Consider the following 25,581-nt stretch of genomic DNA (forward strand, 5'->3'; position numbering starts at 1 on the left):
AAGAAAAGAAGATGAGTGCAATCGTTGACATCGTCGGCCGCGAGATCCTCGACAGCCGCGGCAATCCCACCGTCGAGTGCGACGTGCTGCTCGAATCGGGCACCATGGGCCGCGCGGCCGTGCCCTCGGGCGCATCCACCGGTTCGCGCGAAGCCATCGAGCTGCGCGACGGCGACAAGAAGCGCTACCTCGGCAAGGGCGTGCTCAAGGCGGTGGAGAACATCAACACCGAGATCTCCGAAGCCGTGCTCGGCCTCGATGCCAGCGAACAGGCCTTCCTCGACCGCACGATGATCGACCTCGACGGCACCGACAACAAGGGCCGCCTGGGTGCCAACGCCACGCTGGCCGTGTCGATGGCCGTGGCCCGCGCGGCCGCCGAGGAATCGGGCCTGCCGCTGTACCGCTACTTCGGCGGCATGGGCGGCATGCAGATGCCGGTGCCGATGATGAACGTCATCAACGGCGGCGCGCACGCCAACAACAGCCTGGACCTGCAGGAGTTCATGATCATCCCCGTGGGCGCGCCGAGCTTCCGCGAAGCCGTGCGCTACGGCGCCGAGGTGTTCCATGCGCTCAAGAAGATCCTGGGCGACCGCGGCATCAGCACCGCCGTGGGCGACGAAGGCGGTTTCGCGCCGAGCGTCGAGAGCCATGAAGCGGCGATCCAGCTGATCCTCGAAGCCATCGACAAGGCCGGCTACGTGGCCGGCGAGCAGATCGCGCTGGGCTTGGACTGCGCCGCCAGCGAGTTCTACAAGGACGGCAAGTACGTGCTGGCTGGCGAGAACCTCTCGCTGTCGGCCGAGAACTGGACCGACATGCTGGCGACCTGGGTCGACAAGTACCCGATCATCAGCATCGAGGACGGCATGCACGAAGGCGACTGGGACGGCTGGAAGCACCTGACCGAACGCCTGGGCAAGCGCGTGCAGTTGGTGGGCGACGACCTGTTCGTCACCAACACCAAGATCCTGCAGGAAGGCATCGAGAAGGGCATCGCCAACTCGATCCTGATCAAGATCAACCAGATCGGCACCCTGACCGAGACCTTCGCCGCGATCGAGATGGCCAAGCGCGCCGGCTACACGGCCGTGATCTCGCACCGCTCGGGCGAGACCGAGGACAGCACCATCGCCGATATCGCCGTGGGCACCAACGCCGGCCAGATCAAGACCGGCTCGCTCTCGCGTTCGGACCGCATCGCCAAGTACAACCAGCTGCTGCGCATCGAGGAAGACCTCGGCGACATCGCCGTCTACCCGGGCCGCGGCGCGTTCTACAACCTCAAGTGATGCCCCCTCCCCGGCCCGAAGAGCCGCGCGCATTGCCGCTTTTTCCGCATTTCGCGGATCGGCGATGCGCCGTCCCTGGCGGGCCGTGCGGGGAGCGCGGGTAAAGTCCGCGGACCATGCGCGCGCGCTTCATTCCTCCCATCGTTCTGCTCGTGCTGCTGGCCATCCTCCAGTGGCAGCTGTGGAACGGGCGCGGCAGCGTGCGCGACGTGGCGCAGCTGCAGGCCAAGCTGGCCTCGCAGAAGGAGTCGAACGCCAAGGCCGCCATCACCAACGAGCGGCTGGCCTCCGAGGTCAACGACCTCAAGGACGGCCTCGAGATGGTCGAGGAACGTGCCCGCCAGGAGCTGGGCATGGTCAAGCCCAACGAGGTCTTCGTCCAGATCGCCCACTGATCCACGCGGGCCGCTCTCGCCGAGCCCTCGGCGCGCCGTGCACGCCGCCCAGCCGATGCCCGAACTCCTTTCCGCCCCCGCCTTCGCGCTCTGGGGCTCTCCCGTCACCTGGCTCGAATGCGTGGCCGCCGTGCTGGCACTGGCCATGGTCGGCTGCAACATGCGCGAGATCCACTGGGGCTGGCCGCTGGCGATCGTCAGCTCGCTGCTCTACGTGGGCGTGTTCGCGCAGGCGAAGATCTATGGCGACGCCTCGCTGCAGGTCTTCTTCGCGGTCGTCGCCTTCTGGGGCTGGCTGCAATGGCTGCGTGGCCACCGGGCCGACGGCTCGGCGCTGCGCGTGAGCCGCCTCTCGCGCCGCGGCCTCGCGCTCGCGCTGCTGGCCTGCGCGCTGGCCTGGCCCGCGGTCGCCCTCTTCCTGCGCCGCTTCACCGACACCGACGTGCCCTGGTGGGACGGCTTCGCCACCGGCCTGAGCCTGGTCGGCCAGTTCCTGCTCGGGCGCAAGTTCATCGAGAACTGGGTCGTGTGGCTGGCCGTCAACCTGGTCAGCATCGGCCTCTTCGTCCACAAGGGCCTGTGGCTCACGGTCGGGCTGTACGCCGTGTTCGCGGCGCTCAGCGTGGCCGGCTACCTGGCCTGGCGCCAGCGGCTGCCGAGGGCGGCCGCCGCATGACGCCCGTGCTGCCCACCGGCTGCATCGTCGCGCTGCTCGGCGCCGAGAGCACCGGCAAGACCGAGCTCGCGCGCGCCCTCGTGCAGCGCATGAACGAGCGCGGCATCCACGCCACCTTCGTCGGCGAGTACCTGCGCGAATGGTGCGAGCGCGAAGGCCGCACGCCGCGTGCCGACGAGCAGCAGGCCATCGCCGAGGAGCAGACCCGCCGCATCGATGCCGCGGCCGCGCTCGGCGTGGCGGTGGCCGACACCACGGCCGTCATGACCGCCGTCTACAGCGAGCTGCTGTTCGCCGACACCACCCTCTACCCCGATGCGCTCGCGGCCCAGCAGCGCTGCGCGATCACCCTGCTGACCGCGCTCGACCTGCCCTGGGTGGCCGACGAGATGCGCGACGGCCCGCACGTGCGCGAGCCGGTCGACGCGATGGTGCGCCGCGCGCTCGCCAGCGCGGGCGTGGCCTACACCGTGGTGCATGGCAGCGGCAGCGAACGGCTGGCCAGCGCCTGGCGCGCGATCCAGAGCGTGGCCGACCGCGGCGGCCTGTCGCGCGACGGCGGACGCGATGCCGTAGCGCCCGATCGCGACGCCGCCACGACGGGCGAAGGCTGGACCTGGTCCTGCGACAAGTGCTCCGATCCCGAGTGCGAGCACCGCCTGTTCACCGACCTGCTCGCGCGCCGCGAGTGAGGCCGCCGCGCCCGCGCGGTGCCCTCCGACATGGCGCCGGCCTGCGCTGCGCCATCCTCTAAGCTTCGGCGTCCGTTGCCGTTTTCCTCTTCCTCTTGCCTGGAGACCCGATGCCTCTTCGCCGTCGCTTCCGCACCGCCGCCCTCCTCGCCACCGCCCTCGCGGCCTCGGTGCTGGTCGGCGCCGCCGCCAGCGCGGCCCCGTTGCGCGCCACGGTCGAGAACGGCACCACACCCACCGCCTGCGCCGAGGAGGACAACGTCTCGCTGGTGCTGCGCGGCGAAGGCATCCGGCGGCTGCGCATCGAGGCGCTGCAGCCGTCCTACCTCGACAGCATCGGCAACGACGTCACCGCGCCCGACTTCTCGGGCTGCAACTTCGACGGCGGCGAGCATCCCACCGACCCCGCGCACCGCTTCGAGCCGCGGACCGTGGTGCTGCTCGACAACGCGCAGTGGCGCATCGTCGGCATGACGCTCGCGAGCTTCTGGCGGCCGCAGCGCGTGCCGGTGCGCGTGGGCACCGTCAGCGACCGCGGCTTCCACCTGCTGCAGGTGTTCCGCAAGGAAAACGGCAAGGCACTCGAGGCGCTGGTGCTCTATCCCTCCGACGGCTACTGGCGCATCAAGCCCCTGCCCGAGGCGCGCTTCGGCGACGGCGTCTACGGCTCCTCGTTCCTGCTCGGCCCGGTCGAGCAGGCCGGCCGGCCGGTGGTCGACATCGCCTCGATCCGCATCGTGCCGAAGCCGCTGTCGATCCACCTGCGCTTCGCGCGCGGCGGCAGCGCCGTCGCCAACGTCGAGGAGATCAGCCGCGAACGCACCGCGCTCGACGTGCGCTTCTCGGCCCCCACGCGCGAGGCACGGCCCTTCGCGGTGCTGCGCTCGATGTACGTGACGCCCGACAACGCCGACGTCAGCGAAGTGCGCTGGCAGGCCACGCCCGACGCGCCGTCGGTCGCGACGCCGCTGCCCGAGGTGAAGACGCTAGAAGGCACGGAATTCCGCTTCGGCCGCAGCGTGCCGTCGAAGCACAACACGAGCGCGCCCGACATCTTCTTCGGCGGTTTCGACAGCGCGAACCCGCGCGAAGCCAAGGCGCGCTGAGCGCCCCGTTCAACCCGCGCGCCGCACCTCGCCCGGCGTCACGCCGAGCACGCGCCGCATGCAGCGCGCCATGTGGCTCTGGTGCGAGAAGCCGCTCTCCAGCGCCACCTGGCTCGCGGGCAGCTCGCTGCGCAGCAGCAGGCCGCGCGCGCGGTCGACGCGGCGGTGAACCACGTACTCGTGCACCGGCAGGCCGGTCGAGCGCTTGAACAAGGTCTTGAGGTGCGAGGCGCTGAGGCCCGCCACGTCGGCCAGCGAGGATAGCGAAAGGTCGCCGTCGAGGTGGGCCTCGATGTGCTCGGTCACGCGGCGCAGCTGCGGCCGCGTGAGGCCGCGCGCGGGCACGGGCTCGGGGCGGCGCTGGCCGCTCAGCAGGTGCACGGCGAGCGCGGTGCCGAGGCTGTCGGCATACAGGGTGCCGTTGGGAAAGCCGGCGCGGCGCTCGGCGTCGAGGGCCCAGGCGATGTGCTCGATGTGGGCATCGCGGAACTGGTGGCGCTGCGCGAGCGTGGCGCACTCGGCGGGCAGCCCCATCTCGTCGGCCGTGCGGCGCAGCAGCGCGGTCGACACGCGCAGCATCAGCGAGGTGCTCGCTGCCTCCTCGTGCCACACGTCGCTCACGCCCGCGGGCACGATGTCGAGGTCGCCGCGCGTGTAGAGGAAGCGATGGAACTGGCAGGCGCCGGCCACCGGCGCGCCCACGTGGAGCTTGATGCGGTGCTCGGGCAGCGGCTCGTAGCCGACGATGCCGGCGGGCGTCTGCCGCAGTTCGATGCGCAGGTCGGTGTCGCTCATCGGGCCATTATCGGCCGCGCGCCGTCGTCCGTTCGTGCTCGGGGCTGCCCGATCGTGCGCGACCGCGCGCGATGCGCGCGGAATCATCGCGGCCATGAACACCACTCTCCACCAAGACAGCAACACCCGCTACCGCGGCAAGACCGCCGTCATCACGGGCGGCACCATCGGCATGGGCCTGGCCACGGCCCAGGCGCTGCTCGCGGGCGGCGCCCGCGTGATCCTGACCGGGCGCAATCCGAAGAACCTCGAGGCCGCGCGGCACGCGCTGGGCCCGCAGGCGCAGGTGCTGGCGAGCGACGCCGCCTCGCTGGCCGACATCGATGCGCTCGCGGCCACCGCGCGCGCGACGCTGGGCCACGTCGACCTGCTGCACATCAACGCCGGCATCGCCACGCTCGAGCCCTTCGAGCAGGTCACGGAGGCCGGCTACGACCGCGCCTTCGCGATCAACACCAAGGGCGCTTTCTTCACGGTGCAGAAGCTCGCGCCGCTGATGAAGCCCGGCGCGTCCATCGTCTTCACCTCGTCGATCGCCGACGAGGGCGGCATGCACGGCATGGGCGTCTACAGCGCGACCAAGGCCGCGCTGCGCTCCTTCGCCTCGGGCTTCGCGGCCGAGTTGGTGGGGCGCGGCATCCGCGTCAACGTGGTGAGCCCGGGCTTCATCGACACGCCCACGCTCGGCGTGGCCGATGCCACGCCCGCCGAGCGCGCGGAGTTCGTGCGCCTGGGCGACCAGATCACGCCGATGCGGCGCCACGGCAGCGCCGAGGAAGTGGCGCGCGCGGTGCTGTTCCTGGCCTTCGACGCCACCTTCACCACCGGCGCGCGGCTCACGGTCGACGGCGGCCTGGGCCAGAACCTCAGCCCGGCGCACGAATGAACCGCATCCCCGATCCATGCAGGAAGCAACCATGACCCCTACCGACGTCTCCCTCATCGGCCTCGGCCCGATGGGCATCGCGCTCGCGCGCGCCCTGCAGCGTGGCCACACGCTCACGCTGTGGAACCGCACGCCGAGCCGCGCCGAAGCGCTGCTCGGCCAGGGCACCGTGCTCGCCGCCGATGCACGCGCGGCCGTCGCCGCCAGCCCCATCGTGCTGGTCTGCGTGGCCGACTACGCGGCCTGGCGCGCGATCCTCGCGCAGCCGGGCGTGGCCGAGGCACTGCGCGGCAAGGTGCTGGTGCAGCTGAGCACCGGCACGCCGCAGGATGCGCGCGACGACTGGGCGCGACTCGACGGCGTGGCCTACCTCGACGGCGCGCTGCTCGCCACGCCCTCGCAGATCGGCCGGCCCGACACGCCGCTGTTCGTGTCGGGCGAGGAGCGCGCGCTCGCGGCCTGCCGGCCGGTGCTCGAGGCCATCGCGGGCCACATCGCCTACCTGGGCGAGCCGATCGGCAACGCCGCCGCCTGGGACCTGGCCACGCTCTCGTGCATGTTCGGCGCGATGGCCGGCTTCTTCCACGGCGTGCGCATCTTCGAATCGGAGCAGTTGCCGGTGCGGGACTTCGCGCAAATGATCGGCACCATCTCGCCCGTGATCGGCGAGATGATCCGCGCCGAGGGCGAGAGCATCCACGACCAGCGCTATGGCGAACCCGAGAGCTCGATGGCGACCTGCGCGGGCTCGGGCCGGCTGTTCGTGCGGCAGGCGCGCGAGGCGCGGCTCGACACGGGCTTTCCCGATTTCCTGATGGGATGGTTCGACCGCGCGCTCGCGGCCGGCTATGCGAACGAGCGGCTCGCGGCGATGGTCAAGGTGCTGCGGCAGCCGGGCTGAGCGCCCGGCACCGACTTACTGCACCACCGGCGTGCCGGGGATCTGGTCGCCCGGCGGGCGGAAGATCTGCGCCGCATCGACCGCGTCGAAGCGGTACTGCTTGCCGCAGAAGTCGCAGCCCACCTCGATGTCGCCGCGCTCGGCGAGGATGCTCTCGGCTTCCTCGGCGCCGAGGCCGCGGATCATCTGCGCCACGCGCTCGCGGCCGCAGGTGCAGGCGAAGTGCGGGCCCAGCATGCCGCGCTGCGGCTCGAAGCGCAGCAGCTTCTCTTCCCAGAACAGGCGCCGCAGGATGGTCTCGACGTCGAGCGTGAGCAGCTCCTCGCGCGTGAGCGTCGAGGCCAGGATCGAGATCCGGTTGTAGTCCTCGTTGCGGCCGATCTGGTCCTCGTTCGCCTGGTCGCGATCAGCCGGCGAGGTGCCCTCGAGGTTGCCCTCGCCCTTGACCGGCAGGCGCTGGATCAGCAGGCCCGCGGCCACCTTGTCGTCGGCCGCCAGCACCAGCGTGGTGTCGAGCTGCTCGCTCTGCAGCATGTAGTGCTGCAGCACCTCGCTGAGCTTGCCGAGCTTCTCGCCCTCGTCGCCGAACAGCGGCACCACGCCCTGGTAGGGCTGCTGGCCCGGCAGCTTGTCCTTGGGGTCGAGCGTGATCGCGCAGCGGCCCTTGTTGTTCACGTTGACCATGTCGGGCAGCCGCGCATCGGCCGGCAGCTCCCCGATGGTCTTGGCGGTGGCTCGCAGGCTCAGGTCGGGCTTGACCTCGGCCACGGCCACCTTCACCGGGCCGTCGCCGAAGATCTGCAGGATCAGCGCGCCGTTGAACTTGATGTTGGCCTGCATCAGCGTGGCCGCGGCCGTCATCTCGCCGAGCAGCTCGACCACCGGCGGCGGGTAGGCGCCGGTGGCGGTGTTGGAGGCGCGCCGCGCGAGGATCTCCTGCCAGGCGTCCGTCAGGCGCACGATCATGCCGCGCACCGGCAGGCCATCGAACAGGAATTTGTGCAGCTCGCTCACAACGGGGTTCTTTCTTCGGGTGCCCTCGCGCGCAGGCTCAGGCGATCTTCTTCAGGCCGGCCGCAAAGCGGCGGGCGTTCTTGACGTAGTGCTCCGCACCCTGGCGCAGCTTGGCGGCGGCCGCTTCGTCGAGCGTGCGCACCACCTTGGCGGGCGATCCCAGGATCATCGAGTTGTCGGGGAATTCCGAGCCCTCGGTCACGAGCGCACCGGCGCCGACGATCGAGTTGCGGCCGATCTTCGCGTTATTCAAGACCACCGCCTGCATGCCGATCAGCGTGTTGTCGCCGATGGTGCAGCCGTGCAGCATGACCTGGTGGCCCACGGTGACGTTCTCGCCCACGGTCAGCGGGCAGCCGATGTCGCAATGGAGCACCGACAGGTCCTGGATGTTGCTGTTGCGCCCGATGGTCATGGCCTCGGTGTCGCCGCGCAGCACGGCGCCGAACCAGACGTTCGCGTTCTCGGCCAGCGTCACGCGCCCCATCACCTCGGCGCTGTCGGCGACCCAGGCGCCGTCGCCGAGTTGCGGCGCCACGCCGTCGAGTTCATAGAGGGCCATCGTGGGAGTCTCCGGAAAGGGAAAGAGGGGTGAAACCTAGAATTGTAGGGATGCACCCCCGATTGAGCGCCCTGGCCGCGCTGCGCCTCACCGACCCCGAAGAGAAAGTGGCGGCAACCCGCGCGCTGGCAGCGCATATCGCTAGCGAAACCATAGCAGACGAACCCGTGCGCGTGCCCGGCGACGAGCTCGGCGTACCGGGCCGGCCCGAGCGCCCGCTGCGCGTGTCGGCCATGGCGGTGGGCAAGCGCTCGCCGTTCAACACCGAGGGCCGCGCGGCGCTGGTCCATTCGATCTGCCACATCGAGTTCAACGCCATCAACCTCGCGCTCGACGCCGCCTGGCGCTACGACGGCATGCCCGCGCGCTACTACCAGGACTGGCTGCGCGTGGCCGACGAGGAGGCGCAGCACTTCACGCTGCTGCATGCGCACCTGCGGACCATGGGCTGGCGCTACGGCGACTTCACCGGCCACGACGGCCTGTGGAGCATGTGCGAGAAGACGCGCGACGACGTGCTCGCGCGCATGGCGCTGGTGCCGCGCACGCTCGAGGCGCGCGGGCTCGATGCCACGCCGCTGATCCAGGCCAAGCTCAAGCGCGTGAACACGCCCGATGCGCTGCGCGCGGTCGAGATCCTCGACATCATCCTGCGCGACGAGGTGGGCCACGTGGCGATCGGCAACCACTGGTACCGCTGGCTCTGCGAGCGCGCGGGCATCGACGCCGAGGCCGCCTACCCCGAACTCGTGGCGCGCTACGAGGCGCCGCGGCTCAAGCCGCCGTTCAACCTCGAGGCGCGCACGCGCGCGGGCTTCAGCGACGAGGAGCTGAAGGCGCTGGGCGGCGGCAGCGCCGCCTAGGAGTCAATCCGGCTTCTTCATCACCACCAGCTTGGGCGAGAAGTGCTGCAGCACCTCGCCGCGCTGGTTGCGCGTCTCGCAGCGCACGCGGACCATGGCGCGGCCCGGCTTGGAACGCGAGGGCACGATCTCGACGATCTCGCTGACCACGTGCAGCACGTCGCCGGGCCGCGTGGGCTGCGGCCAGCGGATCTCGTCGCCGCCCGAACCGATGATGCCGTCGGCCAGCGGGATGCCGCTGTCGACCAGCAGGCGCATGGTGACGGCCGCCGTGTGCCAGCCGCTCGCGGCCAGGCCGCCGAAGAAGGTGCGCTTGGCGGCCTCCTCGTCGGTGTGGAAGGGCTGCGGATCGAACTGCAGCGCGAAGGCCTTGATCTTCTCGGCGTCGAGCGCGTATTCGCCGCTTGTGAAGCGGTCGCCCACGGCGAGGTCGTCGAGGTAGAGCTTGGCGCGGGGGGTGATGGTGTCGGTCATGGTGCGTTCCTCCTTCGCTGATGGCACGGCGGCATTGTCGCCACCGTGCCGCGTCGTGTCGCGCCGGCGCTCAGACGCGCTCGAGGATGGTCGCGATGCCCTGTCCGCCGCCGATGCACTGCGTGGCCAGCGCATAGCGGCCGTTCTCGCGCGCCAGCAGCGAGGCCGCCTTGCCCGTGATGCGCGCGCCGGTCGCGCCCAGCGGATGGCCGATCGACAGGCCGCCGCCATCGAGGTTGACCGTGGCCGGGTCGAGCCCGAGGTCGCGGATGCAGGCCAGCGCCTGCGAGGAGAAGGCCTCGTTGATCTCGACCACGTCGAGGTCGGCCACGCTCAGGCCCGCGCGTGCCAGCGCCTTGCGCGTGGCCGGGATCGGGCCGATGCCCATGATGGCCGGGTCGACGCCCACGGTGGCGAAGGACCTGATGCGCGCCAGCGCCTTCAGGCCATGGCGCGCGGCGAAGGCATCGCTGGTCACCAGCACCGCGGCCGCGCCGTCGGTCAGCGGCGACGAGGTGCCGGCCGTCACCACGCCATCGGGACGGAAGGCCGGCTTGAGGTTGGCCAGTGCCTCGGCCGAGGTGGTGGGACGGATGCAGCCGTCGGCCTCGACCAGTTCGCCCGAGGCCAGGCGCACCGGCACGATCTCGCCGGCCAGGCGGCCCTGCTCGCGCGCGGCCGCGGCCTTGCGGTGCGACTCCACCGCCAGCGCCTCCTGGTCGGCGCGGCTCACGTTCCAGCGCTGCGCCACGTTCTCGGCGGTCTCGCCCATCGAGATGTAGGCGTCGGTGTCGGCCAGCAGCTCCGGGCTCGGCGAGAAGTTGAAGCCGCCCTGCGGCACCATGCTCATCGACTCGACGCCCACGCAGAGGAAGGCCTCGCCCATGCCGGCCTCGATCTGCGCGGCCGCGATGTGCACCGCCTGCATCGACGAGCCGCAGAAGCGGTTGACGGTCATGCCGCCCACCTCGTGCGGCAGGCCGGCCAGCAGGCCGACGATGCGCGCGAGGTTGTTGCCCTGCGAGGCCTCGGGATAGGCGCAGCCCAGGACGATGTCCTCGAGCAGCGCGGGATCGAGGTCGGTGCGCTGCAGCAGGCCCCGGACCACGCCGGCGGCCAGCGTGTCGGGACGCACCTCGGCCAGCGCGCCCTTCTTCGCGAAATGGAACGGCGAACGGGCATAGGCGGAAATGACGGCTTTCATGATGTGCTCCTAAAAACTACCATCCAATCGGTAGGTTGACAGGTCAAAAAAGAGGCACGCGTGGCGTGCCTTCGGGTGGATGCCGGGGCGTCAGACGGGCAGCGAACTCCTCAGTTGCGCGACCGCGTCGTCGAAATCCTCCACGCGGCCGGTCATGCGCGCCGCGATCAGCGCGCCCTGGCAGACCGCGAACACATAGGCCGCCAGCGCCGCGGGGCCCGCGCTGCCGGCGCCCTGGGCGCGCTCGGACACCAGCGCGCCGAGCACGCCGGTCAGCCACAGCACCTGCATCTGGCGCAGCTCCTGCACCGTGCGGCGCAGCTCGTCGTTGATGCAGTCCCAGCCCGGGGCCAGCGCCCCCGCGGGACAGACCGCCGAGCCGGCGCGCAGGCCGTTGCGGTACATGCGGAAATAGGCGTCGAGCGACTCGCGCGGCGTGCGGGCCTTGGCCTCGTCCCTGCGGCGGAAGCCCTGGATCGCGTCGCGCAGCACGGCCACGCCCAGCGCCTCCTTGGACGGGAAGTGGTGGTAGAGGCTGGCCTTGCGCACGCCGACCGCGTCGGCCACGTCCTGGAAGCTGAAGCCCAGGTAGGAGCGCGTGGCGATGAGTTCGCGCGCCGCGCCCAGGATCTGGTCGCGCGTGCTGCCGGTGGCGAGGGCTGCTGAGGAAACGCTGCTCATGGCTACCTACTATAAGGTAGGGAAATCGGAGTGGCTATCGCGCGGGCGACAAGCCCGCGCGGCCGGTGGGGTTCTCAGTCGGCCTTGATGCCGGCCGCCTTCACGATCCTGCCATTGCTCTCGAACTCGCTGGCGATCTCCTTCGCGAAGTCGGCCGCGGGGCCGCCCGTGGGCACGTTGTCGGTGGCCGTGAGCTTGGCGCGCAGCTCGGGGCTGGCCAGCGCCTTGTTGATCTCGGCGTTGTAGCGCGCGAGCAGCGCCGGCGGCGTGGCGGCCGGCGCGAACACGCCGAACAGCGAGTTGATGTTGGCCGCCTTGTAGCCCAGCTCGCCCAGCGTGGGCACCTGCGGCAGGCTCTCGAGCCGCGCCGGCGCGCCCACCGCGAGCGGGCGCAGCTTGCCCGACTGGATGTGCGCCCCCAGCGTGGGGCTGGCGTTGGTCGAGAGGATCTCGAACTGCCCGCCCAGCGCATCGTTGAGCTGCTGGCCGCCGCCCTTGTAGGGCACGTGCGTGATGTCGACGTTGGCCGCCGAGCGCAGCTGCTCGAGCACGATGTGGCCGAGCGAGGCCGGCCCCGATGTAGCCCAGCGCACCGCGCCCGGATGGGCCCTGGCGTCGTCGAGCAGCGCGCGGAAGTCCTTCGCCTTGCTCGCGGGCGTGGCGATCAGCAGCACCGGCGAATACATCACGCTGGCCACCGGCGCCACGTCCTTCAGCGGATCGAAGGGCAGCTTGCCCAGGTGCGGGCTCAGCACCAGCGGGCTGATGGCCGAGAAGCCCAGGGTCGCGCCGTCGGGCGCGGCCTTGGCCACCGCGTCCATGCCGATCGCGCCGCTGGCGCCCGCGCGGTTCTCGACCACCACCGTGGTGCCGAGTTGCGCCGCGAGCCGGTCGCCGAGCGCGCGCGCGACCACGTCGCTGACGCCGCCGGCCGGATAGGCCACGATCAGCCGCAGGGTCTTGGGCACGGCCGGGGTCTGGGCCGCCGCGGCGCCGCAGAGGAAGGCGCCGGCCGCGGCCAGCGAGGCGAGCACCGCGGTGCGGCGCGTCGGGAAGAAGAAGGAATGCATCGGATTCGTCATGGCGCTCGAGTCTGCCTCCATCAGTCGAGCTGCAGCTTGCGCTCGCGGATCAGCTTCGACCATTTCTCGTTGTCGGCCTTCACGAAGGCCGCGAACTCGGTCGGGCCCAGCGAATGGACCTCGGCGCCCGCGGCGGCGAACTTGGCGCGGACCGCCGGCTGCGCCAGCGCCTTGGCGAGTTCGCCCGACAGGCGGTCCACCACCTCCTTGGGCATGCCCGCCGGCCCCACCAGGCCCTGGAAGCCCACCGACTCCATGCCCGCGAGGCCCAGCTCCTTCACGGTCGGCACGTCGGGCAGCTGCGGATCGCGCTGCGGCCCGGTCACGGCCAGCGCCTTGAGCTTGCCGCCCTTCACCTGCGGCAGCAGCACGCTGCCCGCGTCGATCAGGATCTGCGTCTGCCCGCCGATCAGGTCCTGCACCGCGGGCGCGCTGCCCTTGTAGGGCACGTGCGTCATGTCCAGGCCCGTGACCTGGTTCATCAGCTCGCCGTTGAGGTGCGTCGAGGTGCCGTTGCCGCCCGAGGCGAAGTTGACCTTGCCGGGCTGGCCCTTGGCCCAGGCCACGAAGGCCTTGAGGTCCTTGGCCGGATGGTCGGGCCGCGTCACCGCGATGTAGCTGCCCTGGCTGATCTGGCCAATGTAGGTGAACTGCTTGATGGGGTCGTAGGGCGGCTTGCTCTGCAGGTACGGCGCGATCGCGAACGGCCCGGTGTTGGCCAGCAGCAGCGTGTAGCCGTCGGCCGGCTGACGCGTGAGCTCGGTGGCCGCGATCATGCCGCTCGCGCCGGGCTTGTAGTCGACCACCAGCTGCTGCTTGAGCGCCTCCTGCAGCGGCACCTGCACCGTGCGCGCCGCGAAGTCGATGCCGCCGCCGGGCGGATAGCCGACGATCAGGCGGATGGGCTTGGCGGAGGGGTAGCCCTGGGCCAGGGCGGGGCCGATGGTGGCGGCGGTCGCGGCCAGCGCGAGGCCGGCGAGGAAGACGCGGTTGATCCTCATGTCGATGTCTCTCGTGTTCGAAAGCCGCCGATTCTGCGGCAAGCCGCGAGCGACCCGGGATTCGCCGCGCCCCGCCTGCTCAGGCGGTGTCCTGCGCGATCGCGCCGCCGATGAAGTTGCGCCCGCGCGCGCCGCTCAGGGCCTGCAGCAGCATCCGCCGCGCCTCGTCCTCGCCCACACCGTAGTCGGCGAAGCGGGTCTTCACGCCCAGCGATTCGATGAAGGCCGCGAGCCGGCGCGGCGCCTTCGCGAGCGGCAGGCCCAGCGCCTGTGCCAGCACCGCGTCGCGGTCGGCGCGCCGGCCGATCGCGCGCTCGAGCACCAGCGGCAGCGGGAACGAACAGGCGATGCCGTGCGGCAGGCCGTAGCGCAGCGTCATCTCGTAGGAGATCGAGTGCGCCAGCGCGGTCTTGGTGTTGGAGAAGGCCATGCCGGCCTTCAGCGCGGCCAGCGCCATGCGCCCGCGCAGCGCCACGTCGTCGAGCCGCCCCATCAGCTGCGGCAGCACCTCGAGCGTGTCGCGCACCGCGGCCACCGCGAAGGTGTCCGACACCGGGTTGGCATTCACGTTCCAGATCGACTCGAGCGCATGCGAGAGCGCATCGAGCCCGCTCTGCAAGGTGACCGCCGCGGGCAGCGACAGCATCAGCTCGGGATCGATCAGCGCATGGCGCGGCCAGGTCTGCGCCAGGTGCAGCGAATACTTGCGCTGCCGGCCGCGGTCCCAGATCGTGGCCCAGGGCGTGACCTCGCTGCCGGTGCCCGCGGTGGTCGGCACGGCGATCAGCATCTTGGCGTGCACCGGCACGAAGGGCCGCTCGCCGGCCAGGCCGGCCACCAGGTCGTCGAAGCGCGCGCCCTCGCCCGCCACCATCAGCGCCTTCGCGGTGTCGATGGCGCTGCCGCCGCCGACCGCCACGATCGCCTCCACCTGCGGATGCGCGCGCCAGAACTGCGCGTAGGTCGCGGCCAGTTCGGCCACGTCGGGGTTGGGCCGCACGTTGTCGATCACGCAGGCCAGCGCATCGCCGAGCACCGCCTCGAGCCGGCCCAGCAGCCCGATCGCGCGGGCCTCCTGGAAGGTCACCAGCGCCGCGCGGCGGCCCGCGAGCAGCTTCGGCAGGGACGACAGGGCCCCGGCCCCGTACGTGCTCTGCACGGGGTTGAAGTAGTGGAAGGTCATGGTCGGGGTCGGTCGTCGGCGCGCGGCCTCAGGAACGGCTGCCCTGCTGGATCCAGGCGCGCAGCCGGGTCGAGAGGTAGTCGGCGGTCATCACCATGACCACGATGACCAGGATGCAGGTCGCCGTGTCCTGGTACTGGAACAGCTTCATGCTGCCCACCAGCTCGAAGCCGATGCCGCCCGCGCCCACCATGCCCAGCACGGTGGCCTGGCGCAGGTTGGTCTCGAAGCGGTAGACGATGACGCCGATCCATGCCGTCACGACCTGGGGGATCACGCCGAAGACGATGGTCTGGATCGGGCCCGCGCCCGTGGAGCGCAGCGCCTCGATCGGCCCCTGGTCGATCTCCTCGATCGACTCGGCGAAGAACTTGCCGAGCATGCCCGCGCCATGCAGCGCCAGCGCCAGCACGCCGGGAAAGGGCCCGAGCCCGACGGCCGCCACGAAGATCAGCGCGAGGATGATCTCGTTGATGCCGCGCGTGATGTTGAGCACCTGCCGCATCGCATGGAACACCGCCGGGTTCGGCGAGATGTTGCGCGCCGCGAAGAAGCACAGCGGCACCGCGAGCACCACCGCCAGCAGCGTGCCCCAGAGCGCGATCTGCACCGTCTCGATGGCGGGCTTCACCAGCTTGCCCATGAACTCCCAGTTGGGCGGCAGCATGCGGCCGAGGAAATCGGCGATCCAGGGCATGCCCTTGGCGAGTTCGCCGAAGCTCACCTGCGCGCCGATCGCGGCCCACCAGAGCACGCCGAGCCCGGCCGCCGCGGCGACCAGGTACTTCCACCAGCCGGGGTTGCCGCCGCTGCGGGCGATCAACAGGTTGTAGCGTCCGATCGCGATCATGGCTGCTCCAGGGCGAGTTGCTGGACCGGCGGCATCGCCGGCGTGTACACCGCGGCCACGGCCGCGTCTTCCTTCGGTTCCCCGGGGTCGGGCTCGAGGCCGCCCGGATAGATGCGCTGCAGCACCTCGTCCGTGAGCTCATCGGGCCGGCCCTCGAACACCACGCGCCCGCCCGCCACGCCGATCACGCGCTGCGCGAACTCGCGCGCGTAGTCGACCTGGTGCAGGTTGCAGATCACGGTGATGCCGTCCTCGCGGCTGGCCTGCCGCAGGTAATTGAGCACCTTGCGCGAGGTCTTCGGATCGAGGCTGGCCACGGGCTCGTCGGCCAGGATCACCTTGGGCCGTTGCGCCAGCGCCCGCGCGATGCCCACGCGCTGCTTCTGGCCGCCCGAGAGCGTGTCGGTGCGCAGGTCGGCCTTGTGGTCGAGCTCGACACGGCGCAGGCATTCGCGCGCGATCGCGATGTCGCGCGCCGGAAAGACCTGGAACCACGAGGCCAGCGCCGGCATCGAGCCCAGCCGCCCGGTCAGCACGTTCTTCAGCACCGACAGGCGCGGCACCACGTTGTAGTGCTGGAAGATCATCGCCACGTCGCGGCGCACGCGGCGCAGCCCCGCGCGATCGCGCCGCACGGGCGCGCCGTCCACCCGCACCTCGCCCTGCGTGGGCTCGGCGAGCTGGTTGATGCAGCGAAGCAGGGTGGACTTGCCGGCGCCCGAGGCACCGAGGATGACGACGAACTCGCCCTTGCCGACCGCGAGGTCGACCTGGTGGAGCGCGGTGAAGTCGCCGTAGCGCTTGCCAAGGCCGCGGATCTCGATCATTTCATCTTCCCCAGGTCGAGCTTCAGGATCTTGGCCGTGTCGCGGATCACGTTGTAGGCCGCGTCGTTGGTGGGGTGGAAGCCGTTGAGCAGGCCCTGGTCGGACCAGGGGATGTCCTTCACCTGCAGGAAGGCCGCCTGCACGCGCTGCTTGAGATCGGCGCCGAGGTCCTTGCGCCAGACCGTGGGCGACTCGGGGATCGGATCCGAGCGCCAGACCTCGACCAGGTCCTCGCGCTTGACCAGGCCCTTCGCCACCGCGGCATCGAGGATGCGGTCGGCGATGGCGGCCGCGTCGACCTTGCGGTTCTGCACCGCGATCGCGCTCGAATCGTGCGAGCCCGAGAAGATCACGCGGCCGAAGTCCTTGTCGGGATCGAAGCCGGCCTTCATCAGCCCGGCCTTGGGGAACAGGTGGCCCGAGGTGGAGCTGGGGTCGACGAAGGCGAAGGTGCGGCCCTTCAAGTCCTTCACGCTCTTGATGCCGCTGTCCTTGTGGGCCACCACCTGGCTGTAATAGAAGGTGCGGCCGGCCTTCTTGGTCTCGGCGACCGCGAAGGCCTCGATGTCGGCCACCGTGGTGCCCAGCACGTACGAGAACGGGCCGAGGTAGGCCACGTCGAGCCGCTTCGAGCGCAGCGCCTCGATCACGCCGTTGTAGTCGGCCGCCACGAAGGGCTTGACCGGCATGCCGAGGCCCTGGGCCAGCATGTCCATCATGCGCTGGCTGTTGGCGATCATCGCGCGCGAATCCTCGGAAGGAATCAGCCCGACCGTGAGCGCCTGCTGCGCCCGCGCCGGTGGAAGGAAGGCCGCGCCCACGCCGGCGGCAGCTCCGAACAGCAAGCTTCTGCGTTTCATCATCTGTGTCTCCAGTCTTCTGCGGTTCCGGTCCCCCGCGCCGCCGTCGTGGCGGCCCGGGGATTCGTGGCGTTCCGGTCGTCTTTTGGGTGCCGACCTGGAGCGCCTGGCGGCGAGTACATCACCGGCCCATTCATCGATCCAATTCAAATTTTTTCGTCGATGTATTCAATGAACCTATAGTCGGATTCATCGAGAATTCCGCTTTTTTCCGGAGCCGCCGCATGCGCCTGACCCAGCTTCGTTCCTTCTTCGCGGTGGCCCGCGAAGGCAGCTTCACGCGCGCCGCCGAGAGCCTGCACGTGAGCCAGCCCACCATCACGACGCAGGTGCGCTTTCTCGAGGAGGCCTACAAGGTCGAGCTGTTCCACCGCCGCGGCCGGCGCGTGCAGCTCACGGTGATGGGCGAACAGCTGATGCAGCTCGCGCAGCAGATCTTCAGCCTGGAGGCCGACGCCGTGAACCTGCTGGGCGACGCGGGCGAGCTGCGCACCGGCCACCTGCGCGTGGCGGCCGTCGGGCCCTATCACGTGACGAAGATGCTGGTCGACTTCAACCAGCGCTATCCCGGCATCAAGGTGACGGTGAGCACCGGCAACTCGCAGGACGTGCTGAACCAGCTGCTCGACTACAGCGCCGACGTGGGCGTGCTCGCGCAGATGGTGCGCGACGAGCGCTTCCTCTCGGTGCCCTTCATGAAGCAGCCGGTGGTGGTCTTCGTGCCCTCCTCGCACCGCTTCGCGCGCCGCCGCGCGATCCGGCTGGCCGAGCTCGAGGGCGAGCGGCTGATCATGCGCGAGCAGGGCTCGACCACGCGCAAGGCGCTCGAGCTCGCGCTCGACAAGGCGCGCATCCGGACCGACGTGGTGATGGAGATCGGCAGCCGCGAGGTAATCCGCGAAGCCGTGCTGCAGGGACTGGGCATCGCCGCGGTATCGGAGGTCGAGTACGTGCCCGCGCCCGACCTGCACCGCGTGGCGATCAGCGACACCGAGATCTTCACCTCGGCCCATGCGCTGTGCCTGGCCGAGCGGCGCGACATGCGCATGGTCAGCGCCTTCTTCGACACGCTCTCGCCCGCGCTCTCCGCCGCGCCCGAGGGCCGGCGGCGCAGGAGCCACTGAGCGCGGGGCTCAGCCGCGCGGGTGGTGCTGGGCGTGCAGCTGCTTGAGCCGCTCGCGCGCCACGTGGGTGTAGATGGTGGTGGTCGAGATGTCGGCATGGCCCAGCAGCATCTGCACCGCGCGCAGGTCGGCGCCGTGGTTCAGCAGGTGGGTCGCGAAGGCATGGCGCAGCGTGTGCGGCGACAGCGGCACGTGGATACCGGCCGCGGCCGCCTGCTTCTTCACGATGACCCAGAACATCACGCGCGTCATGCCCGCGCCGCGCGCGGTCACGAACAGGTCGGGCGTCTGCTGGCCGTCGAGGATCACGGGGCGCGACTCCTCGATGTAGCGCTCGATCCAGCGCCGCGCCTCGCCGCCGAAGGGCACCAGCCGCTCCTTGCTGCCCTTGCCGAGCACGCGCAGCACGCCGTCGTTGAGGCTGATGTCGATCACCTTGAGCGACACCAGCTCGCTCACGCGCAGCCCGCTCGCATACATCAGCTCGAGCATCGCGCGGTCGCGCAGGCCCAGCGGCGTGTCGACGTCGGGCGCGCCGAGCAGGTCGTCGACCTGCTTCTCCGACAGCAGCTTGATCGCGCGCGGCATCTGGCGCGCCGGCATCAGCCGCAGGCTCGGGTCGGCCACGATGCGGCGCTCGCGCAGCGCCCAGCGGTAGTAGCGCTTGAACACCGTGAGCCGCCGGTTGGCCGAGGTCGCCTTGCCCTTGGCCGACAGTCGCACGCCCATGTAGGCCTGCAGGTCGGCCTCCTGCGCCGCGCCGAGCTTCATGCCGCCGCGCTGCTGGTCGAGCCAGTGCGCGAACAGCGCGAGGTCGCGCCGGTAGGCGGCGAGCGTGTTCTTCGACAGGCCGTCCTCGAGCCAGAGGGCGTCGATGAATTCGTCGATGTCGGGGGTGGGTGCGGCGGCGGCCTCGGTCATGGGTGGGCAAGATAGCAAAAAGCGCGGCCCCCGCGCCGGGCCTGGGCGACAACCATGGCGATGGCCATGAAAAAAGGCCGCTCCCTCTGCAGGGAACGGCCCCTTCGGGATCGGGCAGGCTCAGTCGAGCTTGAGCTTCTGCTTGGCCACGACGTCCTTGTAGACCTCGTACTCGGCCTTGATCTGGGCCGAGAACTGCTCGGGCGTGTTGGCCACGATCAGCGAGCCGGTGTCCTCGATGCGCTTCTTCACCGCCGGATCTTCCACCGCCTTCTTCACGCCGGCGCTGATCTTGTCGACCACTTCCTTCGGCAGGCCCTTCGGGCCGAGGATGCCGTAGTAGGCCATGCGGTTCACCGGCTCGAGGCCGACTTCCTTGAAGGTCGGCACGTTCGGCAGCGCGGCCAGGCGCTGCGGCGCCGACACCACGATCGGGACCAGGCGGCCGCTCTGGATGAAGGGCATGGCCGAGGGGATGTTGTCGAACATGATCGGCACCTGGCCGGCCACCACGTCGTTGAGCGCCGGGCCCGCGCCGCGGTAGGGGATGTGCGTGACGAAGGTGTTGGTGAGGCTCTTGTAGAGCTCCATCAGCAGGTGGCCGATGCCGCCCGTGCCCGACGAGGCGTACGAGTACTTGCCGGGGTTCTTCTTGAGCTCGGCCACGAACTCGGCGTAGTTCTTCGCCGGGAAGCTCGGGTTGACCGCGATGATGTTCGGCGTGGCCGCGATGTTGATGATCGGCGTGAAGTCGTTGATCGGGTCGTACGGCGTCTTCGGATTGATGGCCGGGTTGGCCGCGGTGCTCGACACCGTGGCCACGCCGAGCTTGTAGCCGTCGGGCGCCGAGCGCGCCGTCTCGGCCGCGCCCACGATGCCGCCGCCGCCGGCGCGGTTGATCACCACCACCGGCTGGCCCAGCACCTTGCCCAGCGGATCGGCCACCACGCGCGCCACGATGTCCGTCGTACCGCCCGGGGCGAAGGGAACGCTCAGTTCGACCGGCTTGTTGGGATAGCCCTGGGCGAAGGCCGGGCCCGCGACCGCGACCAGCGCGGCGGCACCGACGAAGGCACTCCATTGACGACGTTGCATCGATTACTCCTTGAACGATGGGGACGAAAATTGCGAAAGCAGCGATGCTAGCGGCTCGCCGCTGCGACCCGGGCTGTGGAATACCCATGGTTTGGGCGGTTTATGCTCGGCGCGGTGAACTACGCGCAGCTGCTTTTCCCCGACTTCTCCCTGATCGCCATCGGCTGGCTCCTGTGCCGCTACACCGCGCTGGACCGCAAGGTCTGGGACCAGGTCGAGAGCCTCGTCTACTACTTTCTTTTTCCCACGCTGCTGTTCCATTCGATCGTGCGCAGCCCGCTCGATTTCGGTGCGACCTCGAGCTTGCTGATGGCGGGCGTGGGCGTGAGCCTCTGCGGCGTGGCGCTGGCCTATGCGCTGCCCTGGGTGCCCGGCATCGGCTCGCACCTCGATCGGCGCGACCATGCGGCGAGCGTGCAGGTCGCGTTCCGCTTCAACTCCTTCATCTGCCTCGCGATGGCCGAGCGGCTCGCGGGACCCGAAGGCCTGCTGCTGATCGCGGTGCTGATCGGGGTGTGCGTGCCGATGATGAACATCGCGGCGGTGTGGCCAATGACGCGGCATGCGCAGACGGGGTTCGCGCGGCAGTTGGTGCGCAATCCGCTGATCGTGGCGACGGTGGCGGGGTTGCTGGCGAATGTGCTGGGGTTCACGGTGCCTGGCTGGCTGACGCCGACCTTGTCGCGGATCGGGGCGGCTTCGTTGGCGCTCGGGTTGCTGGCGGCAGGGGCGGGGATGCAGTTTGCTACGTTGGGGCGGGGGAAGGTGCTGGCCGCTTCGGTGCTTTCGATTCGGCACTTCATCTTGCCGCTGGTGGCTTGGGGGCTGGCGCGGTGGTTGCGGCTGGATGCGGCGCAGGCTTCGGTGTTGATGGCTTTTTCTGCGGTTCCTACGGCTTCGAGTGCTTATGTGTTGGCGCAGAGGATGGGGTACAACGGGGCGTTTGTGGCGGGGTTGGTGACTATGTCTACGGTGTTGGGGGTGGTCAGTTTGCCGTTTGCCTTGGCGCTGCCTCGTTGAATGCTTCGACCGGTGTTTTCTTGATTTTTTTGTTGGTCGTGCGGAGGCTGTTGGCCGGGTCTCGCCCCGGCGGGCGAGTCACTTTCTCTTGTCTCGCCAAGAGAAAGTAACCAAAGAGAAGGCGACCCCACTGTCTGTGTCCCTCCGCTTCGCTACGGGCAACCTGCGGTGCTCGGAGAAAGCGGGGGTCCGCAGAACTCGCTGCACTTCGTTCCGCTCAGACAGCTGCGGCCCTGATCCCGCTTTCTCCTGCGCTCCTCGGCACAGCCAGAGGGGATCAGGGTCAACGCGCCGTGGCGCGTCCTTCTTTTTGGTGTTACGCCGTGGCTAGCCGCTCCTTGGCCAGCTTGGTGCCTTCTGCGAGGGCTTTGAGCTTGCGCCATGCCACGTCCCTGCTCATCGGGGCCAGGCCGCAATTCGTGCACGGGAACAGGCGCTCCTTCGGGACGAACTGCAGGGCGCGGCCGATGGTGTCGGCCACTTCCTCGGGGGTCTCTATCGCCTCGCTGGCCACGTCGATCACGCCGACCATCACGTCCTTGCCGGACAACAGACTCATCAGGTCGGGCGGCACGTGGGAGTGGATGCACTCCAGGCTCACCTGATCGATTCGGCTCTTGGCGAGTGCGGGGAACACCAGCTCGTACTGGCGCCATTCTTCGCCGAGGGTGCTCTTCCAGTCCGTGTTGGCCTTGATGCCATAGCCGTAGCAGATATGCACGGCCGTCGTACAGGTCAGGCCCTGCGCCGCGCGCTCGAGCGCCTGCACGCCCCAGTCGGCGGCATCCTTCATGTAGACATTGAAGGCGGGCTCGTCGAACTGGATGATGTCCACGCCATCGGCCTGCAGCGCCAGGGCCTCCTGGTTGAGCAACTCGGCGAAAGCGAAGGCCATCTTCACCTTGTCGCCGTAGAAACGATCGGCCACGGTGTCGACGATGGTCATCGGGCCCGGCAGGGTGAACTTGAGCTTCTTCTTCGTGTGCGCACGCGCGAGCTGCGCCTCGAAGGCATGCACGCGGCCCTTGAGGCGCAGGGCCGAGACCACCTGCGGCACCATCGCGTCGTAGCGGTTGTCGCGAATGCCCATCTTCACCTTGTGCTCGAAGTCGATGCCCTCGACCTGCTCGAGGAAGCCGTGCACGAAGTGCTGGCGCGACTGCTCGCCGTCGCACACGATGTCCAGGCCCGCGTCCTCCTGGGCCTTGATCCACAGCAGGGTCGCGTCGGCCTTGGCCTGGCGGAGCGCATCGCCTTCGGCCGCCCACTGAGGCCACAGCTTGTTGGTTTCGGCCAGCCAGGCTGGCTTCGGCAGGCTGCCGGCGATGGAGGTTTCGAACATCTGGATTTTCCTTTTTTCAAGCGAAGACGGGATGGCGAGCGTACTGCGGGGCCTGTGGGGCCGCGCAGCCGCTCGATGGCATGTGGATGGGGGTCAGACAACGCAATCGGCAACCCACTGCGCGAGAACGTTCCTGTAGGGCTTGATGAAGTGCTCCTCCGCGAACTTCCCCTGCTTGACCGCCAGCTGGCTGCGTTCTTCCCGGTCGTAGACGATCTGCGTCAACGAGTAGTCCTGGTTCTTCAGGCTCGGGCTGTAGATTTTTCCGGCCGAGGAATTGGCGTTGTAGATCTCGGGGCGATAGATCTTCTGGAAGGTTTCCATCGTGCTGATGGTGCCGATCAGCTCGAGGCTCGTGTAGTCGCCCAGCAGGTCGCCATGGAAATAGAAAGCCAGGGGCGCAACGCCATTGGGCGGCATGAAGAAACGAACCTGCATCCCCATCTTGGCGAAGTACTGGTCGGTCGAGGACAGTTCGTTCTGTTGGTACTCGGCACCCAGTACCGGGTGCTGGTTTCCGGTCCGCTGATAGGTCTTGCTGGTCGAGGCGCTGATGCAGATGACAGGCGGCTTACCGAAACGCTCCTTGTAGATGCGCGAGTTGGCGAACTGCTGGAACAGCTTTCCGTGCAGGTCGCCGAAATCCTCCGGCGTGCCGAATTCAGCCCGATGGGCGTTGTATTCGGGAAGCAACACGCTGAAGTCGTAGTCGCGCACGTAGGAAGAGAAGTTGTTCCCCGCGATGCCGTCGATGCGCTTGTTCGTCTTCTTGTCGAGGATGCTGGTCTTCAGTATCTCGATCAGCGGGAACGAGGCATTACCGCTCTCGGCATCCAGGCTCATCTCCACGGAGATGATCTCGAGCTCGACGGCATAGCGATCGCCCGTCGGGTTGTCCCAGTGCGCCAGGTCGTTGAAGCGGTTGTCGATCATCCTCAAGGTGTTGCGCAGGTTCTGTTGCCGGCTCGTTCCCCGGGCCAGGTTGGCGAAATTGGTGGTGATGCGCGTGCTGTCCGATGGCTGGTAGTTCTCATCGAAACGGATGCTCTTGAGGTTGAAGGCGAGTTCTTTGTTCATTGGAATCCAGCGATCTGGTTTTTTTGAAGAGAGAAGACGAATTCCGGCTTCAGGCCAGAGCCGCCTCCTCGGCCGCGAGGGGAGAGGCGAGGCGCGGCAATTCGAGCAATGGCAAGGCCCGCTGGACCGCCAGCCTCGCCCGCTCGATGAGGGCCTGGCTCCGCAGGCGGTGGTCGACGAAATCGTTGTCGGTCGCGTAGACACCCAGCGGCAAGGTACGCGCCTGAAAGAAGCTGAACAACGGTCGCAGCTGGTGGTCGATCACCAGGGCATGGCGCTCGCTGCCGCCGGTGGCGGCCAACAGCACGGGCTTGTCGATCAGGGCGTCCTGATCGATGAAGTCGAAGAAGTGCTTGAACAGTCCCGTGTAGGAGCCGCGATAGACCGGCGTTGCGACCACCAGCACGTCGGCTCGTTCGATCGCGGCCAGTTCCCGTTCCACCGTTTCGGGCAGTTGGGAGCGCCAGACCGCACCGGCGAACTGCGGCGCGAGGGGGCCGAGTTCGACCAGGCGCTGTTCGCAAGGGAACGCGTCGGCGATCAGCTCCAGCAGGTGCTCAGCCAGCGCGGCGGACTTCGATGGGCGTTGCAGTCCGCCGGAAACAGCGACGAGACGGAGTGGACGTGTCATTTCTTCTTTCATCTGGCTGGATGCTAGCCAGGGGAATCGATGACGTAAAATGGTTTTATTTCAACAATCCATGAACAGGAGTCATGTGAATGCTTGAACGCCTCCACCTCAGCATCGTCCGGCAGGTCGAACAGCAAGGCTCGCTGACGGCCGCCGCGGGCGTGCTGAACCTGACCCAGTCGGCCCTGAGCCACAGCATGAAGAAGCTGGAACAGCAGTTGGGCACCGACATCTGGCTGCGCGAAGGCCGAAGCCTGCGCCTGACGCAGGCCGGCCAGTACCTGCTGGCGGTGGCGAACCGCGTGCTGCCGCAACTGGACCTGGCCGAGGAGCGCCTGGGCCAGTTCGCGCAGGGCGAGCGCGGCGCGCTGCGCATCGGCATGGAATGCCACCCTTGCTACCAGTGGCTGCTCAAGGTGGTTTCACCCTACCTGGCCGCATGGCCCGATGTGGACGTGGACGTGAAGCAGAAATTTCAGTTCGGCGGGATCGGCGCGCTGTTCGGCTACGAGATCGACCTGCTGGTCACGCCCGACCCGCTCTACAAGCCGGGCCTGAAGTTCGAGCCCGTGTTCGACTACGAGCAGGTGCTGGTGGTGGCCAAGGGCCATGCGCTGGCTTCGGCGCCTTACGTGAAGCCCCGGCAGCTGACCGAGGAGGTGCTCATCAGCTATCCCGTGGACGTCGAGCGCCTGGACATCTACAACCATTTCCTGTTGCCGGCCGGTGTCACGCCCAAGCGCCACAAGGCCATCGAGACCACCGACATCATGCTGCAGATGGTGGCCAGCGGCCGTGGCGTGGCCGCGCTGCCGCGCTGGCTGGTCGAGGAATACGCGCAGAAGATGGACGTGGTGCCGGTGCGGCTCGGCCCGCGCGGCATCGCCAAGCAGATCTTCCTCGGGGCACGCGAGGCGGACACCGCCATCGATTACGTGCGGGCCTTCATCGAACTGGCCCGCCAGCCTGCCATCGCCGTTGCGCGAGAAGCCGGCTGACGAACATCAAGGCCGAGCGCAGCCGG

The 25,581-nt window shown here is 69.1% G+C and carries 28 protein-coding genes; 11 read left to right on the forward strand and 17 right to left on the reverse strand.

Annotated elements, in window-relative coordinates; translation table 11 throughout:
* The first annotated feature begins 11 nt into the window (after window positions 1-11).
* From eno to AC07RV_RS34565, 5 genes are all read left to right on the forward strand, one after another.
* The gene (gene eno / locus AC07RV_RS34545; RefSeq protein WP_093354635.1) at window positions 12-1,295 is read left to right on the forward strand and encodes a phosphopyruvate hydratase; all 1,284 of its coding nucleotides are present in this window, start codon (window positions 12-14) and stop codon (window positions 1,293-1,295) included.
* A gap of 116 nt (window positions 1,296-1,411) precedes the next feature.
* A complete protein-coding gene (gene ftsB / locus AC07RV_RS34550; protein WP_093354631.1) occupies window positions 1,412-1,690 on the forward strand; it encodes a cell division protein FtsB in 279 nt (92 codons plus the stop codon).
* Between the two features lie 55 nt (window positions 1,691-1,745).
* On the forward strand, window positions 1,746-2,366 hold the full coding sequence (pnuC, locus tag AC07RV_RS34555) for a nicotinamide riboside transporter PnuC (protein WP_093354629.1): 621 nt from the start codon (window positions 1,746-1,748) through the stop codon (window positions 2,364-2,366).
* Window positions 2,363-3,058 (forward strand): AAA family ATPase, encoded by a 696-nt coding sequence (locus tag AC07RV_RS34560; RefSeq protein WP_296777270.1) that lies wholly within the window; start codon window positions 2,363-2,365, stop codon window positions 3,056-3,058. The genes pnuC and AC07RV_RS34560 overlap by 4 nt, the downstream gene beginning before the upstream one ends.
* 110 nt (window positions 3,059-3,168) lie before the next feature.
* A complete protein-coding gene (locus AC07RV_RS34565; RefSeq protein ID WP_296777268.1) occupies window positions 3,169-4,164 on the forward strand; it encodes a hypothetical protein in 996 nt (331 codons plus the stop codon).
* Between the two features lie 9 nt (window positions 4,165-4,173).
* On the opposite strand, the gene AC07RV_RS34570 is transcribed toward AC07RV_RS34565, so the two are convergent.
* Complete coding sequence (locus AC07RV_RS34570) at window positions 4,174-4,959, reverse strand: AraC family transcriptional regulator (RefSeq protein ID WP_296777266.1); 786 nt, start codon at window positions 4,957-4,959, stop codon at window positions 4,174-4,176.
* 94 nt (window positions 4,960-5,053) lie between these two features.
* Here AC07RV_RS34570 and AC07RV_RS34575 point away from each other — a divergent pair, with 94 nt between their 5' ends.
* Together AC07RV_RS34575 and AC07RV_RS34580 are read left to right on the forward strand one after the other, a co-directional pair.
* Window positions 5,054-5,845: an SDR family oxidoreductase gene (locus AC07RV_RS34575; protein WP_296777264.1), complete on the forward strand. Its 792-nt coding sequence runs from the start codon at window positions 5,054-5,056 to the stop codon at window positions 5,843-5,845.
* Between the two features lie 31 nt (window positions 5,846-5,876).
* Window positions 5,877-6,746 (forward strand): NAD(P)-dependent oxidoreductase, encoded by an 870-nt coding sequence (locus tag AC07RV_RS34580; protein WP_296777262.1) that lies wholly within the window; start codon window positions 5,877-5,879, stop codon window positions 6,744-6,746.
* 15 nt (window positions 6,747-6,761) lie between these two features.
* On the opposite strand, the gene hslO is transcribed toward AC07RV_RS34580, so the two are convergent.
* Both hslO and AC07RV_RS34590 read right to left on the reverse strand, forming a co-directional pair.
* On the reverse strand, window positions 6,762-7,760 hold the full coding sequence (gene hslO, locus AC07RV_RS34585; RefSeq protein ID WP_057595926.1) for an Hsp33 family molecular chaperone HslO: 999 nt from the start codon (window positions 7,758-7,760) through the stop codon (window positions 6,762-6,764).
* Between the two features lie 37 nt (window positions 7,761-7,797).
* Window positions 7,798-8,322, reverse strand: a complete 525-nt coding sequence (locus tag AC07RV_RS34590; RefSeq protein WP_057595925.1) for a gamma carbonic anhydrase family protein — start codon at window positions 8,320-8,322, stop codon at window positions 7,798-7,800.
* A 50-nt stretch (window positions 8,323-8,372) separates the two neighbouring features.
* Between AC07RV_RS34590 and AC07RV_RS34595 the strand changes: the two genes are divergently transcribed.
* Entirely contained in the window at window positions 8,373-9,185 is an 813-nt protein-coding gene (locus AC07RV_RS34595; protein ID WP_296777258.1) for a ferritin-like domain-containing protein, read from the forward strand.
* Window positions 9,186-9,188: 3 nt separating this feature from the next.
* On the opposite strand, the gene AC07RV_RS34600 is transcribed toward AC07RV_RS34595, so the two are convergent.
* From AC07RV_RS34600 to phnD, 9 genes are all read right to left on the reverse strand, one after another.
* Entirely contained in the window at window positions 9,189-9,659 is a 471-nt protein-coding gene (locus tag AC07RV_RS34600) for a MaoC family dehydratase (protein WP_296777256.1), read from the reverse strand.
* A gap of 70 nt (window positions 9,660-9,729) precedes the next feature.
* Window positions 9,730-10,863, reverse strand: coding sequence for a thiolase family protein (locus tag AC07RV_RS34605; RefSeq protein WP_296777254.1), 1,134 nt, complete (start codon window positions 10,861-10,863; stop codon window positions 9,730-9,732).
* 90 nt (window positions 10,864-10,953) lie between these two features.
* The gene (locus tag AC07RV_RS34610; protein ID WP_296777252.1) at window positions 10,954-11,544 is read right to left on the reverse strand and encodes a TetR/AcrR family transcriptional regulator; all 591 of its coding nucleotides are present in this window, start codon (window positions 11,542-11,544) and stop codon (window positions 10,954-10,956) included.
* Between the two features lie 74 nt (window positions 11,545-11,618).
* On the reverse strand, window positions 11,619-12,626 hold the full coding sequence (locus AC07RV_RS34615) for a Bug family tripartite tricarboxylate transporter substrate binding protein (protein ID WP_296777250.1): 1,008 nt from the start codon (window positions 12,624-12,626) through the stop codon (window positions 11,619-11,621).
* Window positions 12,627-12,646: 20 nt separating this feature from the next.
* Entirely contained in the window at window positions 12,647-13,627 is a 981-nt protein-coding gene (locus AC07RV_RS34620) for a Bug family tripartite tricarboxylate transporter substrate binding protein (protein ID WP_296777248.1), read from the reverse strand.
* A 79-nt stretch (window positions 13,628-13,706) separates the two neighbouring features.
* Window positions 13,707-14,810: an iron-containing alcohol dehydrogenase PsrA gene (gene psrA, locus AC07RV_RS34625; protein ID WP_296777246.1), complete on the reverse strand. Its 1,104-nt coding sequence runs from the start codon at window positions 14,808-14,810 to the stop codon at window positions 13,707-13,709.
* A 28-nt stretch (window positions 14,811-14,838) separates the two neighbouring features.
* Window positions 14,839-15,660, reverse strand: coding sequence for a phosphonate ABC transporter, permease protein PhnE (gene phnE, locus AC07RV_RS34630; RefSeq protein ID WP_143129334.1), 822 nt, complete (start codon window positions 15,658-15,660; stop codon window positions 14,839-14,841).
* The gene (gene phnC / locus AC07RV_RS34635) at window positions 15,657-16,487 is read right to left on the reverse strand and encodes a phosphonate ABC transporter ATP-binding protein (protein WP_296777243.1); all 831 of its coding nucleotides are present in this window, start codon (window positions 16,485-16,487) and stop codon (window positions 15,657-15,659) included. The genes phnE and phnC overlap by 4 nt, the downstream gene beginning before the upstream one ends.
* Complete coding sequence (phnD, locus tag AC07RV_RS34640; protein ID WP_296777240.1) at window positions 16,484-17,347, reverse strand: phosphonate ABC transporter substrate-binding protein; 864 nt, start codon at window positions 17,345-17,347, stop codon at window positions 16,484-16,486. The genes phnC and phnD overlap by 4 nt, the downstream gene beginning before the upstream one ends.
* A 224-nt stretch (window positions 17,348-17,571) precedes the next feature.
* Between phnD and AC07RV_RS34645 the strand changes: the two genes are divergently transcribed.
* Window positions 17,572-18,471, forward strand: coding sequence for a LysR substrate-binding domain-containing protein (locus tag AC07RV_RS34645; RefSeq protein WP_208513310.1), 900 nt, complete (start codon window positions 17,572-17,574; stop codon window positions 18,469-18,471).
* Between the two features lie 9 nt (window positions 18,472-18,480).
* On the opposite strand, the gene xerD is transcribed toward AC07RV_RS34645, so the two are convergent.
* Window positions 18,481-19,392 (reverse strand): site-specific tyrosine recombinase XerD, encoded by a 912-nt coding sequence (xerD, locus tag AC07RV_RS34650; RefSeq protein WP_057595917.1) that lies wholly within the window; start codon window positions 19,390-19,392, stop codon window positions 18,481-18,483.
* 120 nt (window positions 19,393-19,512) lie between these two features.
* A complete protein-coding gene (locus AC07RV_RS34655; protein ID WP_057595916.1) occupies window positions 19,513-20,487 on the reverse strand; it encodes a tripartite tricarboxylate transporter substrate binding protein BugE in 975 nt (324 codons plus the stop codon).
* A 102-nt stretch (window positions 20,488-20,589) separates the two neighbouring features.
* On the opposite strand from AC07RV_RS34655, the gene AC07RV_RS34660 reads away from it, so the two are divergent.
* Window positions 20,590-21,507, forward strand: coding sequence for an AEC family transporter (locus tag AC07RV_RS34660; protein ID WP_093354593.1), 918 nt, complete (start codon window positions 20,590-20,592; stop codon window positions 21,505-21,507).
* Between the two features lie 316 nt (window positions 21,508-21,823).
* Here AC07RV_RS34660 and AC07RV_RS34665 read toward each other — a convergent pair whose 3' ends face one another.
* From AC07RV_RS34665 to msuE, 3 genes are all read right to left on the reverse strand, one after another.
* On the reverse strand, window positions 21,824-22,849 hold the full coding sequence (locus AC07RV_RS34665) for a methionine synthase (protein ID WP_296777235.1): 1,026 nt from the start codon (window positions 22,847-22,849) through the stop codon (window positions 21,824-21,826).
* 93 nt (window positions 22,850-22,942) lie between these two features.
* Entirely contained in the window at window positions 22,943-23,926 is a 984-nt protein-coding gene (locus AC07RV_RS34670) for a DUF1852 domain-containing protein (protein WP_296777233.1), read from the reverse strand.
* Between the two features lie 49 nt (window positions 23,927-23,975).
* Window positions 23,976-24,557, reverse strand: a complete 582-nt coding sequence (gene msuE, locus AC07RV_RS34675) for an FMN reductase (protein WP_296777231.1) — start codon at window positions 24,555-24,557, stop codon at window positions 23,976-23,978.
* A gap of 89 nt (window positions 24,558-24,646) precedes the next feature.
* Between msuE and AC07RV_RS34680 the strand changes: the two genes are divergently transcribed.
* Window positions 24,647-25,555 carry a LysR family transcriptional regulator gene (locus AC07RV_RS34680; protein ID WP_296777229.1) on the forward strand — a complete coding sequence of 303 codons (909 nt, stop codon included), beginning with the start codon at window positions 24,647-24,649 and terminating at the stop codon, window positions 25,553-25,555.
* Window positions 25,556-25,581: the final 26 nt, after the last annotated feature.

It is taken from the genome of Variovorax sp. GW821-FHT09B01 (assembly GCF_059418345.1).

What these genes read in the sequence shown, in the direction of transcription:
- eno (WP_093354635.1), top strand. Translation starts at nt 12, where the DNA reads ATGAGTGCAATCGTTGACATCGTCGGCCGCGAGATCCTCGACAGCCGC.
- phnC (WP_296777243.1), bottom strand. Translation starts at nt 16,487, where the DNA reads ATGATCGAGATCCGCGGCCTTGGCAAGCGCTACGGCGACTTCACCGCG.
- phnD (WP_296777240.1), bottom strand. Translation starts at nt 17,347, where the DNA reads ATGAAACGCAGAAGCTTGCTGTTCGGAGCTGCCGCCGGCGTGGGCGCG.
- AC07RV_RS34660 (WP_093354593.1), top strand. Translation starts at nt 20,590, where the DNA reads ATGCTCGGCGCGGTGAACTACGCGCAGCTGCTTTTCCCCGACTTCTCC.
- AC07RV_RS34565 (WP_296777268.1), top strand. Translation starts at nt 3,169, where the DNA reads ATGCCTCTTCGCCGTCGCTTCCGCACCGCCGCCCTCCTCGCCACCGCC.
- AC07RV_RS34560 (WP_296777270.1), top strand. Translation starts at nt 2,363, where the DNA reads ATGACGCCCGTGCTGCCCACCGGCTGCATCGTCGCGCTGCTCGGCGCC.
- AC07RV_RS34570 (WP_296777266.1), bottom strand. Translation starts at nt 4,959, where the DNA reads ATGAGCGACACCGACCTGCGCATCGAACTGCGGCAGACGCCCGCCGGC.
- phnE (WP_143129334.1), bottom strand. Translation starts at nt 15,660, where the DNA reads ATGATCGCGATCGGACGCTACAACCTGTTGATCGCCCGCAGCGGCGGC.
- AC07RV_RS34610 (WP_296777252.1), bottom strand. Translation starts at nt 11,544, where the DNA reads ATGAGCAGCGTTTCCTCAGCAGCCCTCGCCACCGGCAGCACGCGCGAC.
- ftsB (WP_093354631.1), top strand. Translation starts at nt 1,412, where the DNA reads ATGCGCGCGCGCTTCATTCCTCCCATCGTTCTGCTCGTGCTGCTGGCC.
- AC07RV_RS34575 (WP_296777264.1), top strand. Translation starts at nt 5,054, where the DNA reads ATGAACACCACTCTCCACCAAGACAGCAACACCCGCTACCGCGGCAAG.
- AC07RV_RS34655 (WP_057595916.1), bottom strand. Translation starts at nt 20,487, where the DNA reads ATGCAACGTCGTCAATGGAGTGCCTTCGTCGGTGCCGCCGCGCTGGTC.
- AC07RV_RS34595 (WP_296777258.1), top strand. Translation starts at nt 8,373, where the DNA reads ATGCACCCCCGATTGAGCGCCCTGGCCGCGCTGCGCCTCACCGACCCC.
- xerD (WP_057595917.1), bottom strand. Translation starts at nt 19,392, where the DNA reads ATGACCGAGGCCGCCGCCGCACCCACCCCCGACATCGACGAATTCATC.
- AC07RV_RS34680 (WP_296777229.1), top strand. Translation starts at nt 24,647, where the DNA reads ATGCTTGAACGCCTCCACCTCAGCATCGTCCGGCAGGTCGAACAGCAA.
- AC07RV_RS34580 (WP_296777262.1), top strand. Translation starts at nt 5,877, where the DNA reads ATGACCCCTACCGACGTCTCCCTCATCGGCCTCGGCCCGATGGGCATC.
- AC07RV_RS34665 (WP_296777235.1), bottom strand. Translation starts at nt 22,849, where the DNA reads ATGTTCGAAACCTCCATCGCCGGCAGCCTGCCGAAGCCAGCCTGGCTG.
- AC07RV_RS34670 (WP_296777233.1), bottom strand. Translation starts at nt 23,926, where the DNA reads ATGAACAAAGAACTCGCCTTCAACCTCAAGAGCATCCGTTTCGATGAG.
- pnuC (WP_093354629.1), top strand. Translation starts at nt 1,746, where the DNA reads ATGCCCGAACTCCTTTCCGCCCCCGCCTTCGCGCTCTGGGGCTCTCCC.
- AC07RV_RS34590 (WP_057595925.1), bottom strand. Translation starts at nt 8,322, where the DNA reads ATGGCCCTCTATGAACTCGACGGCGTGGCGCCGCAACTCGGCGACGGC.
- AC07RV_RS34605 (WP_296777254.1), bottom strand. Translation starts at nt 10,863, where the DNA reads ATGAAAGCCGTCATTTCCGCCTATGCCCGTTCGCCGTTCCATTTCGCG.
- AC07RV_RS34645 (WP_208513310.1), top strand. Translation starts at nt 17,572, where the DNA reads ATGCGCCTGACCCAGCTTCGTTCCTTCTTCGCGGTGGCCCGCGAAGGC.
- msuE (WP_296777231.1), bottom strand. Translation starts at nt 24,557, where the DNA reads ATGACACGTCCACTCCGTCTCGTCGCTGTTTCCGGCGGACTGCAACGC.
- AC07RV_RS34620 (WP_296777248.1), bottom strand. Translation starts at nt 13,627, where the DNA reads ATGAGGATCAACCGCGTCTTCCTCGCCGGCCTCGCGCTGGCCGCGACC.
- AC07RV_RS34615 (WP_296777250.1), bottom strand. Translation starts at nt 12,626, where the DNA reads ATGACGAATCCGATGCATTCCTTCTTCTTCCCGACGCGCCGCACCGCG.
- AC07RV_RS34600 (WP_296777256.1), bottom strand. Translation starts at nt 9,659, where the DNA reads ATGACCGACACCATCACCCCCCGCGCCAAGCTCTACCTCGACGACCTC.
- psrA (WP_296777246.1), bottom strand. Translation starts at nt 14,810, where the DNA reads ATGACCTTCCACTACTTCAACCCCGTGCAGAGCACGTACGGGGCCGGG.